Raw genomic sequence first — 16,132 nt, forward strand, 5'->3', positions numbered from 1 at the left:
ATTGATTTTGAATAAAAAAGGAATAGCTGTTTTAGGTTCAACGGGTAGTATAGGTACACAAACCTTAGATGTGGTGCGGGCTTTTCCTGATCGTTTTGAAGTAGTTGTATTGACTTGTGGTTCTAATGCTCATTTATTAGTGGCGCAGGCGCTTGAATTTCTACCTCAGGCTGTAGTGATTATTGATGAAACACAGTTCGAATTTGTTAAAGCAAAATTAGGTCATACTGCTATCGCTGTTTACTCGGGTGTGCAAGCTTTGGAGGACGTTGTACAGATTGAACAGATCGATGTTGTTTTGAATGCTATTGTTGGTGCGGCAGGTCTAAGACCTACCATTAAAGCAATAGAAAATGGTAAAGATATAGCACTTGCAAATAAAGAGACTTTAGTGGTTGCCGGAGAGCTGGTGATGGGTTTAGCCTTAAAACATCAGGTGAAGATGCTGCCGGTTGATTCGGAGCATTCGGCGATCTTTCAATGCTTGGTGGGAGAGGACGCTAATCCGATTGAAAAGATCTATATCACGGCTTCTGGTGGTCCGTTTCGGGGGAAAGACCGGTCTTTGTTGGCCTCAGTAACTAAGGAGCATGCCTTAAAACATCCAAATTGGGTGATGGGCGCTAAGATCACTATTGATTCGGCTTCTTTAATGAATAAAGGCTTGGAGGTCATAGAAGCAAAATGGCTTTTTGATTTGGAAGTTGATCAGGTTGATGTCATTGTACATCCACAGTCTATTGTGCATTCTCTTGTTCAGTTTCAAGATGGGTCGATAAAAGCGCAGCTCGGGGTACCAGATATGAAATTGCCGATACAATATGCATTGTCTTATCCACTTCGTTTGGAAAATAATTTTGAACGTTTTAACTTTCTGGACTATCCGCAATTGACTTTTGAAAAACCTGATTTACATACCTTCCGAAATTTGGCATTGGCTTATGATTCATTGCGAAAGGGCGGTAATCGTTCTTGTGTGTTAAATGCAGCTAATGAAATCGTCGTGGATGCATTTTTAAAGGATAAGATCAGTTTCTTAGGCATGAGCGATGTGATCGAGACGGTATTGGAAAAAGTAAATTATCTTGCGAGACCAAGTCTAGATGACTATATTGAGTGCGATTATGCTGCGAGGAGAATCGCAGAAGAAATAATCAATTAAGTAAAATTATAGAAGGAGATACATGGGTGTTTTAATTATGGTGGCACAAGTCATTTTAGGCTTGTCAATTTTAATCGTATTGCATGAGTTAGGCCATTTTTTAGCGGCTCGAGCTTTTGGAATCAAAGTAGAGAAGTTTTATTTGTTTTTTGATGCATGGGGTGTCAAATTATTCAAATTCAAATATAAAGACTGTGAGTATGGTATAGGTTGGTTGCCTTTGGGAGGATATGTCAAGATCGCAGGTATGATCGATGAGTCCATGGATACTGAACAATTAAAAGGTGAACCTGAGGAATGGGAATTTCGTTCAAAACCAGCTTGGCAACGCTTGATCGTCATGTTGGGCGGTATTATAGTGAATGTAGTTGTGGGTGTTGTAGTTTTTTGGATGTTGACATTCAAAATGGGAACCACGGATATTAAAAACGATCAACTGGTGAATGGGATTGTTCCGGGGGAAATTGGTAAATCAATCGGCTTACAGGCGGGAGACCGTATCATGGCTATTGATGGTGTTAAAATTGTAAATTATTCGGATTTAATCAGTTCTAAGCTATTAATGGGTGGTGTTGATCTTACGGTTGAGCGTGCAGGTGTTCATACTAAAATTCACGTCCCTGCTGATATTTTAAATACTATTGCTGATAAAAAGGATGAGAAATTTATCGAACCTCGTACGAAAATGACAGCTGTTGCTGGTATTCAACCGGGTTCTGAAGCTGTAAAAATGGGCTTGATTAAAGGTGATAGTATCATCGCAGTTGATCAAACTCCAATTTTGTTTTTTGACCAGTTTAAAGATCAGCTGAATAGTAAAATTGGTAAACCAATTGAATTGAAAATCGTACGTAATGGTCAAGAACAAGCTTTAAAAGGCGTAGTTCCAAAGGATGCCATTTTAGGTTTTAATGTCAATCGTGATCAAACGATTAAAACGTTTACCATTCATTATAGTTTGATGGAATCTTTGCCAATGGGTGCAAAGAAAGCATTTACGGTGATTACCGATAATGCAAAAGGATTTGGTAAAATATTTAAAGGTGAGATTCGTGCTGATAAGGCGCTTTCAGGTCCTGTAGGAATCGCACAGTTATTTGGTACTGAAGTGGATTGGGTGCGTTTTTGGTCACTGGTAGGTATGCTGTCAATGGCTCTGGCATTTATGAATTTATTACCTATTCCAGCTTTAGATGGTGGTCATGTTGTTTTCTTATTAATAGAAATGATACAAGGAAAACCATTAAGTGAGAAATTCTTGGAAAAAGCACAAATGGTTGGATTTTTTATCCTACTCGCTTTGATGGTGTTTATTTTCGGTAATGATATTTTTAAATTATTTAAATAGCATATCATAAACTTAATGAAACAAGGTCTTACTTCATTTGTAAGACCTTGTTTATTTTTTGATATTTGTATTATGGATGGAAAAACAAGAGCAACGATTAAACCAGGTATGTTGGTTAATATTATCTTGAAAAAAGATCAACGTTCTGGAGAGCTTACAGAAGGTATCGTAAAAGATTTATTAACTTCAGCCCCGTATCATCATAGAGGAATTAAAGTCCGTTTGATGGACGGTCAGATCGGTCGTGTGGCTGAGATTATTGAAGATGACTTTTAACGGTATTGTTCTGGTATAAAAGAGGCTTCTATCCACTCAGATAGAAGCCTCTTTTATACCTAATCTCAGCGATTTATTGCTGTCTTCTTTTTATTCTATTCTGCAGCATATGTAAATCGTTGAATTAAATGATCGGGAATATCTTTTTCTGTAGATCAATCTTATAATTGCTTTTTAATGAACTGAAAAAGTCCTGATTGCTCGGATTATTTTGATATACCAGATAAGGAATTTCAATAATCTCTTCCTTGGTTTTGATTCTAAAATATCCAAACAATAATCCTTTTGTATTTTGAATTGACTCGATCTGTTGAACAGCTTGGACATCGCTAAGCAAATTAAAGCGATAGGTCTTCTCTGTAAGAGATTCAATCATAACATCTGCTGTTTGTTTATTGTACCAAATGACCTGACTTGTTGTCTTCTTTAAATGATTTTTAAATAGAAATAAGTAGCCCATCATATAGATTGAGATCGGCAGCAAGAACAGCAGTAGCTTGACTTTGATGATCAATGCAAGCATGATAATTAGTAAGATGGCGCCAATGCCTACATTTTTCATCACTTTTTGAGATGTGTCGGCAATGATGACTTTGGAAGTATCGATTTTTTGATAACCATTTTTGACAATAATAGCTGGACTATTACTTGCAGTAAATGATGCTGACAACTTTTTACTGATGTAGTATAATAAAAATAATATAAGTCCGGCTATTAAAATAATTTTGGTCATGACAGCTATCGGTTAATATTGTTCGTTTTGATTGGGATAATCGACTGATTTGACATCAGCAACATACTGTCCTACAGCTCCAGTTATTTCTTGATAAAGCTGTGCATACTGTCTTAAGAATTTAGGTTTAAACCCATCTGTCAGCCCAAGCATATCATTGACGACTAATACCTGTCCGTCACATTGATTTCCCGCGCCAATACCTATTGTTGGGATGTGCAGCGAAGCACTTACTTCTGCGGCTAATGCAGCAGGTATTTTTTCGAGTACAATTGCAAAGCAACCCGCTTCTTGTAGTGCTAGTGCATCTGCTTTTAGTTTTTCAGCTTCATGTTCTTCTTTAGCGCGAACACCAAAATTTCCAAATTTATTGATTGCTTGTGGAGTTAGTCCCAAATGACCACAGACAGGAATTCCTGCATTTATAATTTTTTTAATGTTGTCAATGATTTCTAGACCGCCTTCTAACTTCAGGGCATGTGCTCCAGATTCTTTCATTACACGTACTGCCGATAAATACGCTTGTTCAACACTACCTTGATATACACCAAATGGAAGATCGACTAAAACCATGGCTCTGTTTGTACCACGTACCACAGATGCTGCATGGTAGATCATGTGATCTAAAGTAATGGGAAGCGTTGTTTCGTAACCCGCAAAAACGTTTGCCGCTGAATCTCCTACTAAAATGATGTCGATTCCGCCTTGGTCTAGTGCCCTAGCCATAGTGAAATCATAACCGGTTAACATGGCAATTTTTTCATTGCGCTGCTTCATCTCCTGTACTTGTACTGTTGTAATACGTTTTACTTCTTTATTTACAGACATTACTGATTTATTTTAATTTAATCAAAATTAGAGAAATTCGTTGAATTAAGGTCATTAATTATTGATATTAAAATGATAGTTTAGTAATTAGGGGACTTAATTGCTTTGATTTTACTATTTTTGTGCCATGAGAGAAAACGAAACTCGCTTATTTAAATTTCCGAAATTTTCCGATCTTATTGTTTTTGAAGATGATAATTTAATTGTTATCAACAAACCACCGTTTATCGCTTCCTTGGACGAACGCGAAGGGGGGGAGATCAATATTTTACGCTTAGCAAAAAAATATTTTGCTGATGCTCAAATTTGTCACCGATTGGACAAGGAAACTTCGGGATTATTACTTATTGCTAAAAATCCAGAGACTTACCGTGCCGTCTCTATTGAATTTGAAAGACGTCGTGTCAATAAAGTATATCATGCCATTATCGCGGGAACACATACGTTTACAGATTTGAAGGTTGAATTACCAATTTTGAATCAAGGAAGTAAAAATGTATCTATAGATCGTGCTAAGGGAAAAGCTGCAACTACAATTTTTAATTCTATTCGTTATTTTAATCATTATACTTTAGTAGAGTGTAAGCCAATCACTGGTCGTATGCATCAAATTCGTATACACTTAGCGACCCAAAAAGCTGCTATTGTTGGTGATGATATGTACCATGGAAAGCCTGTTTATTTATCACAGGTTAAAAAACGAGGATTTTCATTGTCTAAAAATGAAGAGGAGCAACCGATTATGAAACGCTTTGCATTGCATTCGCGATATGTTGATTTTACGATTGATGGAAAGAGGTTTAAATTTGAGGCACCTTATCCAAAAGATTTCGCCACATTGCTTAAGCAATTAGAAAAATTTGATTCCTAAGTATATCATTCATGAATCCAAAAACTAAAAAAATAGTATTCAATTCGATCTTTGTTGTGGTCATTCTTTTATTGCTTTGGCCTACAAGTCGTGCATATTTTCAACAGGGATTGATGCGTATCGGTTTATTTAAGCCTTCTTTGGAAAAACCTAAGGAATCAGATTCGCAAGCTTTTATCGCTACGGATCACAATATTTCTTTTAAGAATGATCAGGAAGAAGTTGTTCAAATGGATGATCTTAGAGGTAAAGTGGTTTTTATCAACTTTTGGGCTACATGGTGCCCGCCTTGTATCGCTGAGATGCCATCTATTGCGACTTTATATGAGCGATTAAAAGATAATAAGGATGTTGTATTCCTTATCGTGGAGATTGAGGGGGAGTCTGAAAAGGCGAATACTTTTATGAAGGGTAAACAATTGAATTTGCCGGTTTACTATCCAAATTCTGCAATTCCAAAAGAATGGTTAGGGGGTTCTATTCCGACCACATTGATCATCAATAAGAACGGTGAAATTGAAACTAAACATGAAGGTTTAGCAGATTATTCTCGTAAAGAAGTATCTGATTTTATAATCGAATTAACAAAAAAATAAGTACAGAATAACAAGTATGACAAGAGCAGAACTTATTCAACAGATCAAAATAAAAAAATCATTTCTTTGCGTTGGTTTAGATACAGATATTACTAAAATACCTGAACATCTTTTAGCAGAAGAGGATCCAATCTACGCGTTTAATAAAGCTATCATTGATGCTACAGCAGATTTATGTGTTGCTTATAAGCCTAATATTGCATTTTACGAGAGCTATGGAATAAAAGGATGGCAATCTTTGCAGAAAACTTGGGCAGCACTTCCTAAAGATTGCCTAAGCATAGCGGATGCGAAGCGAGGTGATATTGGAAATACGTCGAAAATGTATGCGCAAGCGTTTTTTGATGAAAAACAATCGGGTTTGGGGTTTGACTCGATCACTATTGCACCCTACATGGGAAAAGATTCTGTTACTCCATTTTTAGATTTTGATGGAAAATGGGCGATTGTGCTTGCCTTAACATCTAATGAAGGAAGTTTGGATTTTCAGAATTTTCAAAATATTTCGGGATTGCAGTTGTTTGAACAGGTTATTGATAAGGTAAATACATGGGGAACGATTGAGAATCTGATGTATGTCGTTGGGGCAACGCGAGGAGAAGGATTTATTACAATTCGTGAGCATGCGCCTGATCATTTCTTATTGGTTCCTGGTGTTGGCGCGCAAGGGGGATCATTGCAAGATGTATGTCAATATGGAATGAATAAGGATTGTGGACTTTTGGTCAATAGTACCCGCGGTATTATCTATGCTTCAAAGGGTCTTGATTTTGCAGAAAAGGCAAGAGAAGAAGCGCTTAAATTGCAGCAAGAAATGGAATTGGAGTTGATTAAAGCTGGAATTATCAGCTAGTTTGATATAAACTATAAGATTAAAAAGCTTCATATCGAAAGATATGAAGCTTTTTTTGTTAAATATTTTATAATTTGAGAAATAGAGATACTAAAAAATGAGGAAACATTTTACTTTATTTGGGGTTTATATATGGATTAGGTCAAGATGAGAAAAGCATATTTGCTGGCTTATTTCTTTTTTGAAGAAAAATTAAAATATCGATCAGCAGGTCAACTTCATCTTACGACAACAGGAATCTAAGTGAACAAACTTAATTTTACTATTGTAAATTATCTTTAAAGAATATTATAACTGATGAAAGGAATTAATGTACTGCTTTTGATAGGTCTAATGAGCATATGGCATGTTAGTGTTGCGCAGGAGAAAGAAGGTGCTGCTGTGCAGGTAAAACAAGTTGAGGATGTGGCTTTGGAAACAACGGGTTCTTCTCGTGATGACTCGTATCAAGTTGCATGGGATCTTTATAAGGCTGGCAAATATGACGAAGCTTTAAAACGGATCAATAAGCTTATTGATCAAGATCAAACAATCAGTGCTTATTATGAAGTGAAATGCTACATCTTAATTGGATTGAAAAGGAATGCTGATATTATTGCTATAGCTACTACAGGAATAGCATTGGATCCTGAAAATCATACTTTTTATGATATTCGTGGTAATACGTATTATTTTGATTTGAAGCCAGAATTGGCGAGATCGGATTATCAGCGCGTGCTTCAGTTGGAGAAAAATAACGCGCGATATTACAATAACTATTTGAAGCTATTGAATGAGATGCGTAAAGATGATGAACTCATAAATGTATTTACACTTTTTGAAAATAATCTGAAAAATGGGGAAGAGATGGCTGAACCACAATTTGTAGCTGATGTTTATTTTTATGGTGCTTTAGTATTGCAACGGCAAAAAAATAATTTAAGAGCTATTGAACTTCTGGATAAAGCAATTGAAAACTCTCCTAAAGCAGCTATGTATTATAATAATAGAGGTTTGATTTTTCAAGATATGGATAAGCTATTACAAGCAAAGAAAGATTTGGATCGAGCTATTGAGTTGGACATCAATAATCCAGTCTATTATGAGAATAGATATTCTGTTTTATTTGATCTGAAGAAATATCAGGACGCTCAAAATGATTTATTAAAAGTGATTAGTTTGGGTAATTCTGATTTGGATATCTATGCTGGATTGGCATTGACTTACGATGTGCTAAATAATTATGCAAAAGCAGCTGAATATTATGACTTGGTGTTGCAAAAAAGTCCAAAACAAAGAATGATACTGGGTAACTATGCTTATGCTTTATTTGAGCTCAATCAAATTCCAAATTCAATTGAAATGTTTGAACGTGCGCATGCGCTGGACCCTTCTGAAATAGATGTATTAGTTGGATTAGTTGTGTTATATCATCTTGACGGTAAGGATGCTAAATCGGAGGAAGTGATAACAGCGATTAAAATGAAAACTACTTACTCAGCAACGAAAAATTTATTGGATATTCTTGAGAAAGGAGATTACAGATTTACATCGAAATTTAAATCTGTATGGGGGAAACTGTTTTAAATATGAAAGTATCTATCGGCGTATGGTTTTAAGTTGTAAAAGTGTTGAAATTAATTTGATAGAATTCATGAGCTAGTTGATTTTTATTGGAATAAAAGAAATGGATGCTTTTTATAGCAAATTGCGTATTTTGAGTTGATTTAAGTCAAATTTCCATTCTATAAATTCATATCTAATGTGTAACTTTGCGCCATGCCAGAAAAAATTATAATTCTTGACTTTGGTTCGCAATACACGCAATTAATCGCGCGTCGTGTAAGAGAACTTAACGTATATTGTGAAATTCATCCTTTCAACAACTTGCCTGAATTTGATGAGACTGTAAAAGGAGTAATCCTTTCGGGAAGTCCATATTCAGTAAGACAAGAGGATGCTCCTCAAATTGATTTTAATTCAATTCAAGAGCGTTTTCCTTTGCTAGGTGTATGTTATGGTGCACAATATATCGCTCAAAAATCAGGAGGTGAGGTCTTACCTTCGGAGATCCGTGAATACGGGCGTGCAAATTTGCAATTTGTGAATGCTGAGAATGAATTATTAGCAGGTGTACCCGTTCAGTCTCAAGTATGGATGTCACATGGTGATACGATCAAAGAGGTTCCTTCAAATTTTGAAATTATAGCTAGTACGGATAAAGTTCGTGTTGCCGCTTATCATGTTTTAGGAACACGAACTTATGGTATTCAATTTCACCCTGAAGTAACGCATAGCACTGATGGCGTAGTTTTATTAAAAAACTTTGTTGTCGGAATCTGTGGATGTGCTCAAGAGTGGACTCCAGATGCTTTTGCTGAAACTAGTGTTGCTTCTTTGAAAGCTGAATTAGGTGAAGACCATGTAATATTGGCACTGTCAGGTGGGGTTGATTCTACGGTGGCAGCTGTATTGTTACATCAAGCAATTGGAAAAAACCTACACTGTATATTTGTGGATCATGGTTTGTTACGTAAAGGTGAGTTTGAGCAGGTATTGGATTCATACAAAAATATGGGTCTTAATATTAAAGGTATCAACGCGAAAGAATTATTCTTTGGTCGCTTAGCTGGTATTTCTGATCCGGAACAAAAACGTAAAATCATTGGTAATTCTTTTATCGATGTATTTGATGAGGCTGCAAAAGAAATTCAAAAAGAATTACCTGAGGGTGTTGAGGCTAAATGGTTGGGCCAAGGTACTATATATCCAGATATTATTGAATCGGTATCGGTAAAAGGTCCTTCTGCAACTATTAAATCACATCATAATGTGGGTGGTTTGCCTGATTTCATGAAGCTGAAAGTGGTAGAGCCTTTAAAAACCTTATTTAAGGATGAGGTCAGACGTGTTGGTAAAACATTAGGTGTTGATCCTGCAATTTTGGGAAGACATCCATTTCCGGGTCCAGGATTAGCGATACGTATATTAGGTGATATCACAGAAGATCGCGTTCGTATTGTTCAGGAAGCAGATGATATTTTTATCCGTAACTTGAAAGAAGCGGGATGGTATGATAAAGTTTGGCAAGCTGGCACGATTTTTCTTCCTGTTCGTTCTGTAGGTGTTATGGGTGATGAACGTACTTATGAGCATGTGGTTAGTTTACGTGCTGTAGGTTCATTGGATGGCATGACTGCAGATTGGATTCACTTACCTTATGACTTGTTGGCTAAAATTTCAAATGAAATTATCAACCACGTTAAAGGAATTAATAGAGTTGTATATGATATCAGTTCAAAACCACCAGCGACGATTGAGTGGGAATAAAATAGTTCTTGCAGTAGCATTGGCATTAAGTCTTTCAAGCTGTACGACAAAAAAAATAGGCGTACTTCGCTCACCTTCTAGTAAAGGTGAGCAGAGTACTTCATCTAATAATGGTGCAATAACTGCTGCAAAACAGGCAGAAGAAGCCAAAAAACTCGAAGCTACTAAAGCGAGTGAAAGCCTTAAAAGACAAAAATCTATTGCTCTTCTTTTACCTTTTCAATTGAACCGTATCTCTGGTATGCGTCCTACAGCAGAGGATGTCAAAAGATCAGCATTAGCATTGGATTTTTATCAGGGTTTTCAACTTGGCTTAGAGGAATTAGGTGAGCAGGGAAATAAATTTAATTTGCAGGTGGTTGATTCTGAAGATGATAACTATAGAAACTCATCATTAGCAACATCGAATGTTGTTAAAAATGCAAGTTTAATTGTTGGACCTGTTTATCCAAAAGAGATTAAAGCTTTTTCACAATCTTTTAAAAATAAAAGCATCTTACAAATATCTCCTTTAGCGGCAACTTTAGCTTCTGAATTTGGTATCCCAAATTTAGTGTCGTTGACACCTTCTATTCGTGCGCATTCTGAAATCATGGCCAAGTATGTTTCAAAGGAATATGCTTATGGTGATATGGTATTGGTATATAATGTGCAAGATGCGGATAGTAAGCAGTTCTTGGATAATTTTGTTTCAGAGGCTCTTGGTTATAATAAAAGCCTACAGATAAAAGTTGTTACTTCTATAGCAGAGTTAAATGATAACTTAGTGATAGCTGGAACGAATCATATCGTATGTGGTACGACAAATAGAAACCAAATTAGAGCATTACTAGCCAATATGGATGTGCATAGTAGTGAATCGGGCTATGCTTTTAAATTGTACGGTCATCCAAATTGGGCTAAACTTTCTTTTGAAGACTATGCTAATATAGATCGTTATGAATTAACCGTGACGACCTCGACATTGGTTGATGAGGGGGCGGAAAAGACCCGGAAATTTGATCTTAAATATAAGACTAAATTTAAAGTGGCACCATCTGATTTTTCGTATAAAGGATATGATGCGGCTATTTATTTTGGTGGCCTGATTGCTAAATACGGTGACGATTATGTTCAACATGTGGTCAAAGAGACTTATTCTGGAATTAATAATGATTTTAGTTTTGATTATTTTCCGGAATGGGGGTATGTGAATAGAGGAATACGATTTATGGTATATCGTAATAATAATTTTGATAGGAAGTAATAGATGAGTGATTTTAGTGAAAAGAGAGTTCAGCAGCAAATTCGTAATTTTGAAAGAGCACTGGATGGTTATGAGGGGAATGAACCGTTTGCACGTTATCTTACTTCATTTTTCAAAATTAATAAACAAATGGGATCAAAGGACCGTAAGTGGACTTCCCGATTGTGTTACAACTATTTTCGATTAGGGAAAGGTGCGAAGCAGCTTTCTCAGCACAAGAGACTGATAATAGCAGAATATCTTTGTGAGACGGAAAGTCCATTTGTTGCTTTATTTGAACCGGATTGGAATATAGCGCTATCTCTAAATGATAAATTGACATTTTTAAAAGAGCTTCAATTATTACAAGTTGCTGATGTTTTTCCTTTTAAAGATGAGCTATCTAATGCCATAGATCAAGATGATTTTATTCAGAATCAATTTATCCAACCTGATTTATTTATTCGGGTGAAACGTGGTAAAGAAAAGTTTGTAAAAGCTGTTTTTGAATCAGAGGGGATAAGTTATCAATTTATTTCGGACCAGACTATTGCATTGTCAAATGGTACATCATTGCAGCGCTTTAAAGATCTCGATGGTGTAATTGAAGTACAAGATTTATCATCACAGCGTACTCTGAACTTTATGGATGCTTCTCCAAAAGAAAACTGGTGGGATGCTTGTGCTGCCTCGGGTGGTAAGGCTCTGTTGTTTCTTGATGCGCATCCAAAGACTAACTTACTTGTTTCAGATGTTCGTATGAGTATCTTGCGGAACTTGGATGAGCGTTTTGAACGTGCGGGAATACGAGATTATCGAAAGAAAATAGTGGATCTAACAAAAGATACTACTCCGATTTTGGGTGCAGAGCTTTTTGATGGAATTATTTTGGACGCTCCTTGTACGGGTTCTGGTACCTGGGGACGTAGTCCTGAGAATATCACTTATTTTAATGCAAGGAAAATTAATGAATTTGCTTCATTACAAAAGGAAATTGCAAGGAATGTATCTCAGCACCTTAAAGTAGGCAAACCACTTATATATATTACCTGTTCTGTTTTTGGAAAGGAGAATGAAGAGGTTATTGCATACATTCAAAAAGAATTAGGATACGCGCTTGAATCATATCAAGTCTTAAAGGGCTATTATGAAAAGGCGGATAGTATGTTTGTTGCTCGGTTAATCAAGATGTAATTTATTAAGCTATATTATTTAAGGAGCCATTTGTATCTATCAAATGGCTTTTGTTTTTTGAGACATTTTGATAGGTAATAAATGGATAGCTAGTGCTGCTTTTGCCAATCTCCACAACATTGTACTTCAATCGAAAGCGTTTTCAAACTTCTAAATTTGAGGATTAAAATGAGTGAGTTACTATTTTTATAATAGCTGAGATAATAGGTTATACCAGTAGACTGATTGCTGTTTATTGATGATCGCCCACTGGTATAGTTATCATCTTATTCGCATTTGCCAGGAACGACTAATACCGGACATGTTGCTTTTCTAATGACTGCCTCTGAAACGGAACCAGATATAAAATGGTCAAAACCAGTCCGGCCATTAGATCCCATGACGATCAGATCTGCTGACCATTCATGGGAAGTGGCCAGTATTTCTTCTTTTACAGATCCAATTCTATTGAATAGGAAAACCTCACTGGCACCTACAAATTCTTGTCCTAGTTCTTCGAGGTATTTTTGTGCATTTTGCTGTTCTATTTCTGATACCTCAGGTATAATAATAGGCTGTTGTCCTAATAGCGGATCAGCTCCATAGCTTGCTGGTGAAGTGGGAGAGGTGACGGTCACTAATGCAACTGAAGTTTCAAATTTCTTTACCATCTCTTTAGCATATGCAATGGCCTTGTGTGAACAGGGTTCATCGTCCACAGCGACTAATATTCTAGTTATTTTTACGACATTGGTATCCATGGTTGTGATATTAAAGTTTATTTTCGTATTATATATATTAATAACCTGAATATACGCATTTTTGTTTTTATAAATATGGAATTTGGAATATGTAATTTGACAATCGTTCCTCTTCGTGCAGAAGCTGCACATCGAAGCGAAATGGTTTCACAACTATTATTTGGTGAGACTTTTGAAATCATAACAAAATCAAAAGATTGGACCAAAATCAGTACTACAGCTGATGGTTATAACGGTTGGATACAAAATGGTCAGTTTTTGACGGTAGATGATCAAGGTTATCAGCAGTATCAATCTTTAGCAATCATGCGTGTCGGATTTGAGGGAGGCTTTCTTACTCATCGTGATTATGCTATTCAGCTTTTACATGGAACTCATGTGAGAGCATCTTTTGCTTATTTTGATGCGGAAAATATACAAGATTTTGTTGGTCAGGAATTGCGATATGGCGCAGTAGATTTTCAGGATCAGGTCGCACTGCTAGCGAAGCGCTATTGGGATGTGCCTTACCTGTGGGGCGGCCGTTCTAAATTTGGGATCGATTGTTCTGGTTTTTCACAGTTGATCTATCAGTCATTTGGAGTGTCTTTGCCTCGTGATGCATATCAGCAGGTTGAATTGGGGGAAACGGTTGACTTTTTGTCTGAGATTAAGGTTGGTGATTTGGCATTTTTTGATAATGAGGAAGGTCGGATCAATCATGTCGGTATCATGCTGGATTCTGAAACGATCATTCATGCCTCTGCCCGTGTACGTATTGACAGGATGGATCAGGAAGGTATATTTAATCAGGAATTAAATAGATATACCCATAGACTACGAATTGTCAAACGTTATATATAAATAATTAAGGGTCGGTGTAGCTACACCGACCCTTAATTATTGTATAATGAATACGATTAGAATTTGAAAGTCAAACCAAATTTAGCAGTATCAAAGAAGTTGTTGAAACTGTTGATGTTTGCATTGAATTCATTTGAAGATTTTGCGCCGTCAACATCAACTTTTTTGCTGTTGAATGACAATAAGTTTGTTAAACCAAAGTTGATTGCGATGTTTTCTGTTACAAAGTAGTTAACACCTAATCCAGCTCCAGCACCAAATCCTTTTGTTTTAGCGATATCTGTTGTCGTTGTACCATTGTTGATTTCACCACCGAATTGGTTGTAACCAGCTGACAATTGTGCATACGTTTTGAAACGTGGGCTTAAATCTAAGAAGTAGTAACGACCATAAGCTCCAATTCCAAAATTGTTATTTTTAACATAAGTATCCGCAGTTGCTGAATAATCTGTGTTTTTTGAATTACCAATATTGAAATCTAAACCAACTGCAACTTTATCTGATACAAAATAACCAACAGATGGATTGAAATTGAATGTACTTGTTTTTTTCTCTGTCTCTTTGTTATTCGTTGTATTTGCTGATAAATTACCTTCTACAATAAAATCAGTTTTTTTGAAACCAAATTCTTGAGCTTGAGATGCAAAAGTTAAACCAGCAACTGCTGTTAGTGTAAGTAATAATTTTTTCATTTTTTTAAAAGTTTGTTTTTTAAGCATAGCCAAACCTTTTGACTATTTGATTCATAATATCAATATAAATACCAATCGCATTTAAAAATGTCATGAAAATGTATTAAGAAATTATGTGAATCGTAATTTAAACACTATCAGAGTTTTAAAAATTGACATTATGAAAAAATAAATATTATAAAATTTTCACTTTGATACTGATTTAACTTTTTGTGAAATAATGTCAGTTTGTATGCTGACATAAAAAAAGACCATATGTCAGTGCTGACATATGGTCTTAAGTATAGGGTATACGATTTACTATTTAATCGAAATATTCTTTGATCCGCTCAAAGAAAGATTTTTCAGATTTGCCCGGTTGAGGCTTGAAATTTGGAGATTCTTTCAATTTTTCTAAGATTTCTTTCTCATCCGAAGAAACTGCTTTTGGAGTCCAAATATTTACATAAATAAGTTGATCACCTTTATGATAAGAATTGACTTCAGGAATACCTTTTCCTTTAAGTCTTAGGATTTTGCCTGCTTGTGTTCCTGGATCAATTTTAATTTTTGCTTTGCCATCGATAGTGGGAACTTCAACACTTGTTCCTAATGTAGCATCTACAAAATTGATGTAAAGATCATAAATAACATTCAGACCATCTCTTTTCAATGCTTCATGTGGAATTTCTTCAACTAGAATGATTAGATCTCCTGCAATTCCACCCCGAGGTGCAGCATTACCTTTACCACTCATCGACAATTGCATTCCTTCACTTACACCAGCAGGAATGTTTATGGCGATAGTTTCCTCACCTCTTTCTAATCCTTCGCCTCTACATGTTGTACATTTAGCAGTAATCTCTACACCTTCTCCGTTACAAGTAGGACAAGTACTAGTTGTCTGCATTTGACCTAAAATGGTATTGGTGACACGTCTCACTGATCCTGAACCGCCACAAGTATTACAAGTATGAAAAGATGATTTGTCTTTTGCCCCACTGCCGTCGCAAGTATGACAGTTTACCTGTTTATTTACTTTTACTTTTTTTTCTACGCCTTTGGCAATTTCTTCCAGTGTTAACTTTACTTTGATGCGAAGATTTGTACCTCTTGCCACACGGCGACCACCTCTAGCGCTTCCGCCACCGCCACCGAAGAAACTTTCGAAAGGATGACCACCTCCACCAAATATATCTCCAAATTGGCTAAATATGTCGTCCATATTCATGCCACCACCATAACCGCCACCTGAAGCAGAGTTACCAGCATGACCAAATTGGTCATAGCGTTGTTTTTTCTGAGGATTGCTTAAGACATCATATGCTTCAGCAGCCTCTTTAAATTTTTCTTCAGCTTCATGATCACCAGGGTTTTTATCCGGGTGATATTTCACGGCTAGTTTACGATAGGCAGATTTAATTTCTTTTTCATCTGCACCACGAGCTACACCTAATATATCGTAATAATCTCTTTTTGACAT

General features: G+C 36.1%; 16 protein-coding genes. 11 read left to right on the forward strand and 5 right to left on the reverse strand.

What is annotated here, in order from left to right:
- Nucleotides 1-7: 7 nt before the first annotated feature.
- The 3 genes from B3P23_RS18495 to B3P23_RS18505 all read left to right on the forward strand — a co-directional run bounded on the left by B3P23_RS18495 (nucleotide 8) and on the right by B3P23_RS18505 (nucleotide 2,786).
- Nucleotides 8-1,162 (forward strand): 1-deoxy-D-xylulose-5-phosphate reductoisomerase, encoded by a 1,155-nt coding sequence (locus B3P23_RS18495; RefSeq protein WP_248754211.1) that lies wholly within the window; start codon nucleotides 8-10, stop codon nucleotides 1,160-1,162.
- A 22-nt stretch (nucleotides 1,163-1,184) separates the two neighbouring features.
- The gene (rseP, locus tag B3P23_RS18500; protein WP_045752829.1) at nucleotides 1,185-2,510 is read left to right on the forward strand and encodes an RIP metalloprotease RseP; all 1,326 of its coding nucleotides are present in this window, start codon (nucleotides 1,185-1,187) and stop codon (nucleotides 2,508-2,510) included.
- Between the two features lie 72 nt (nucleotides 2,511-2,582).
- Complete coding sequence (locus B3P23_RS18505) at nucleotides 2,583-2,786, forward strand: YwbE family protein (protein WP_038697238.1); 204 nt, start codon at nucleotides 2,583-2,585, stop codon at nucleotides 2,784-2,786.
- Between the two features lie 124 nt (nucleotides 2,787-2,910).
- On the opposite strand, the gene B3P23_RS18510 is transcribed toward B3P23_RS18505, so the two are convergent.
- A complete protein-coding gene (locus B3P23_RS18510; protein ID WP_045752828.1) occupies nucleotides 2,911-3,519 on the reverse strand; it encodes a hypothetical protein in 609 nt (202 codons plus the stop codon).
- A 12-nt stretch (nucleotides 3,520-3,531) separates the two neighbouring features.
- Nucleotides 3,532-4,347: a 3-methyl-2-oxobutanoate hydroxymethyltransferase gene (panB, locus tag B3P23_RS18515; RefSeq protein ID WP_045752827.1), complete on the reverse strand. Its 816-nt coding sequence runs from the start codon at nucleotides 4,345-4,347 to the stop codon at nucleotides 3,532-3,534.
- 127 nt (nucleotides 4,348-4,474) lie between these two features.
- Here panB and B3P23_RS18520 point away from each other — a divergent pair, with 127 nt between their 5' ends.
- The 7 genes from B3P23_RS18520 to B3P23_RS18550 all read left to right on the forward strand — a co-directional run bounded on the left by B3P23_RS18520 (nucleotide 4,475) and on the right by B3P23_RS18550 (nucleotide 12,395).
- Entirely contained in the window at nucleotides 4,475-5,218 is a 744-nt protein-coding gene (locus tag B3P23_RS18520; RefSeq protein ID WP_293928653.1) for an RluA family pseudouridine synthase, read from the forward strand.
- 11 nt (nucleotides 5,219-5,229) lie between these two features.
- Entirely contained in the window at nucleotides 5,230-5,814 is a 585-nt protein-coding gene (locus B3P23_RS18525; RefSeq protein WP_293928654.1) for a TlpA family protein disulfide reductase, read from the forward strand.
- 16 nt (nucleotides 5,815-5,830) lie between these two features.
- A complete protein-coding gene (pyrF, locus tag B3P23_RS18530; RefSeq protein WP_045752824.1) occupies nucleotides 5,831-6,667 on the forward strand; it encodes an orotidine-5'-phosphate decarboxylase in 837 nt (278 codons plus the stop codon).
- A gap of 297 nt (nucleotides 6,668-6,964) precedes the next feature.
- Nucleotides 6,965-8,233 (forward strand): tetratricopeptide repeat protein, encoded by a 1,269-nt coding sequence (locus tag B3P23_RS18535; protein ID WP_293928655.1) that lies wholly within the window; start codon nucleotides 6,965-6,967, stop codon nucleotides 8,231-8,233.
- Between the two features lie 192 nt (nucleotides 8,234-8,425).
- Nucleotides 8,426-9,976, forward strand: coding sequence for a glutamine-hydrolyzing GMP synthase (gene guaA / locus B3P23_RS18540; protein WP_045752822.1), 1,551 nt, complete (start codon nucleotides 8,426-8,428; stop codon nucleotides 9,974-9,976).
- Nucleotides 9,933-11,222, forward strand: coding sequence for an ABC transporter substrate-binding protein (locus B3P23_RS18545; protein ID WP_248754207.1), 1,290 nt, complete (start codon nucleotides 9,933-9,935; stop codon nucleotides 11,220-11,222). The genes guaA and B3P23_RS18545 overlap by 44 nt, the downstream gene beginning before the upstream one ends.
- Before the next feature lie 3 nt (nucleotides 11,223-11,225).
- Nucleotides 11,226-12,395 carry an RsmB/NOP family class I SAM-dependent RNA methyltransferase gene (locus B3P23_RS18550; RefSeq protein WP_293928656.1) on the forward strand — a complete coding sequence of 390 codons (1,170 nt, stop codon included), beginning with the start codon at nucleotides 11,226-11,228 and terminating at the stop codon, nucleotides 12,393-12,395.
- Between the two features lie 266 nt (nucleotides 12,396-12,661).
- Here B3P23_RS18550 and B3P23_RS18555 read toward each other — a convergent pair whose 3' ends face one another.
- Nucleotides 12,662-13,135: a universal stress protein gene (locus B3P23_RS18555; protein WP_045752819.1), complete on the reverse strand. Its 474-nt coding sequence runs from the start codon at nucleotides 13,133-13,135 to the stop codon at nucleotides 12,662-12,664.
- A 75-nt stretch (nucleotides 13,136-13,210) separates the two neighbouring features.
- On the opposite strand from B3P23_RS18555, the gene B3P23_RS18560 reads away from it, so the two are divergent.
- Nucleotides 13,211-13,978, forward strand: a complete 768-nt coding sequence (locus B3P23_RS18560; protein WP_045755294.1) for a C40 family peptidase — start codon at nucleotides 13,211-13,213, stop codon at nucleotides 13,976-13,978.
- Between the two features lie 56 nt (nucleotides 13,979-14,034).
- Here B3P23_RS18560 and B3P23_RS18565 read toward each other — a convergent pair whose 3' ends face one another.
- Nucleotides 14,035-14,670: an outer membrane beta-barrel protein gene (locus B3P23_RS18565; protein WP_045755293.1), complete on the reverse strand. Its 636-nt coding sequence runs from the start codon at nucleotides 14,668-14,670 to the stop codon at nucleotides 14,035-14,037.
- Between the two features lie 304 nt (nucleotides 14,671-14,974).
- Nucleotides 14,975-16,132 (reverse strand): molecular chaperone DnaJ, encoded by a 1,158-nt coding sequence (gene dnaJ, locus B3P23_RS18570; protein WP_094773625.1) that lies wholly within the window; start codon nucleotides 16,130-16,132, stop codon nucleotides 14,975-14,977.

Origin of the sequence: Sphingobacterium sp. UBA6320, assembly GCF_002440335.1 — a bacterium.
In the GTDB taxonomy this organism is placed as follows: Bacteria; Bacteroidota; Bacteroidia; order Sphingobacteriales; family Sphingobacteriaceae; genus Sphingobacterium.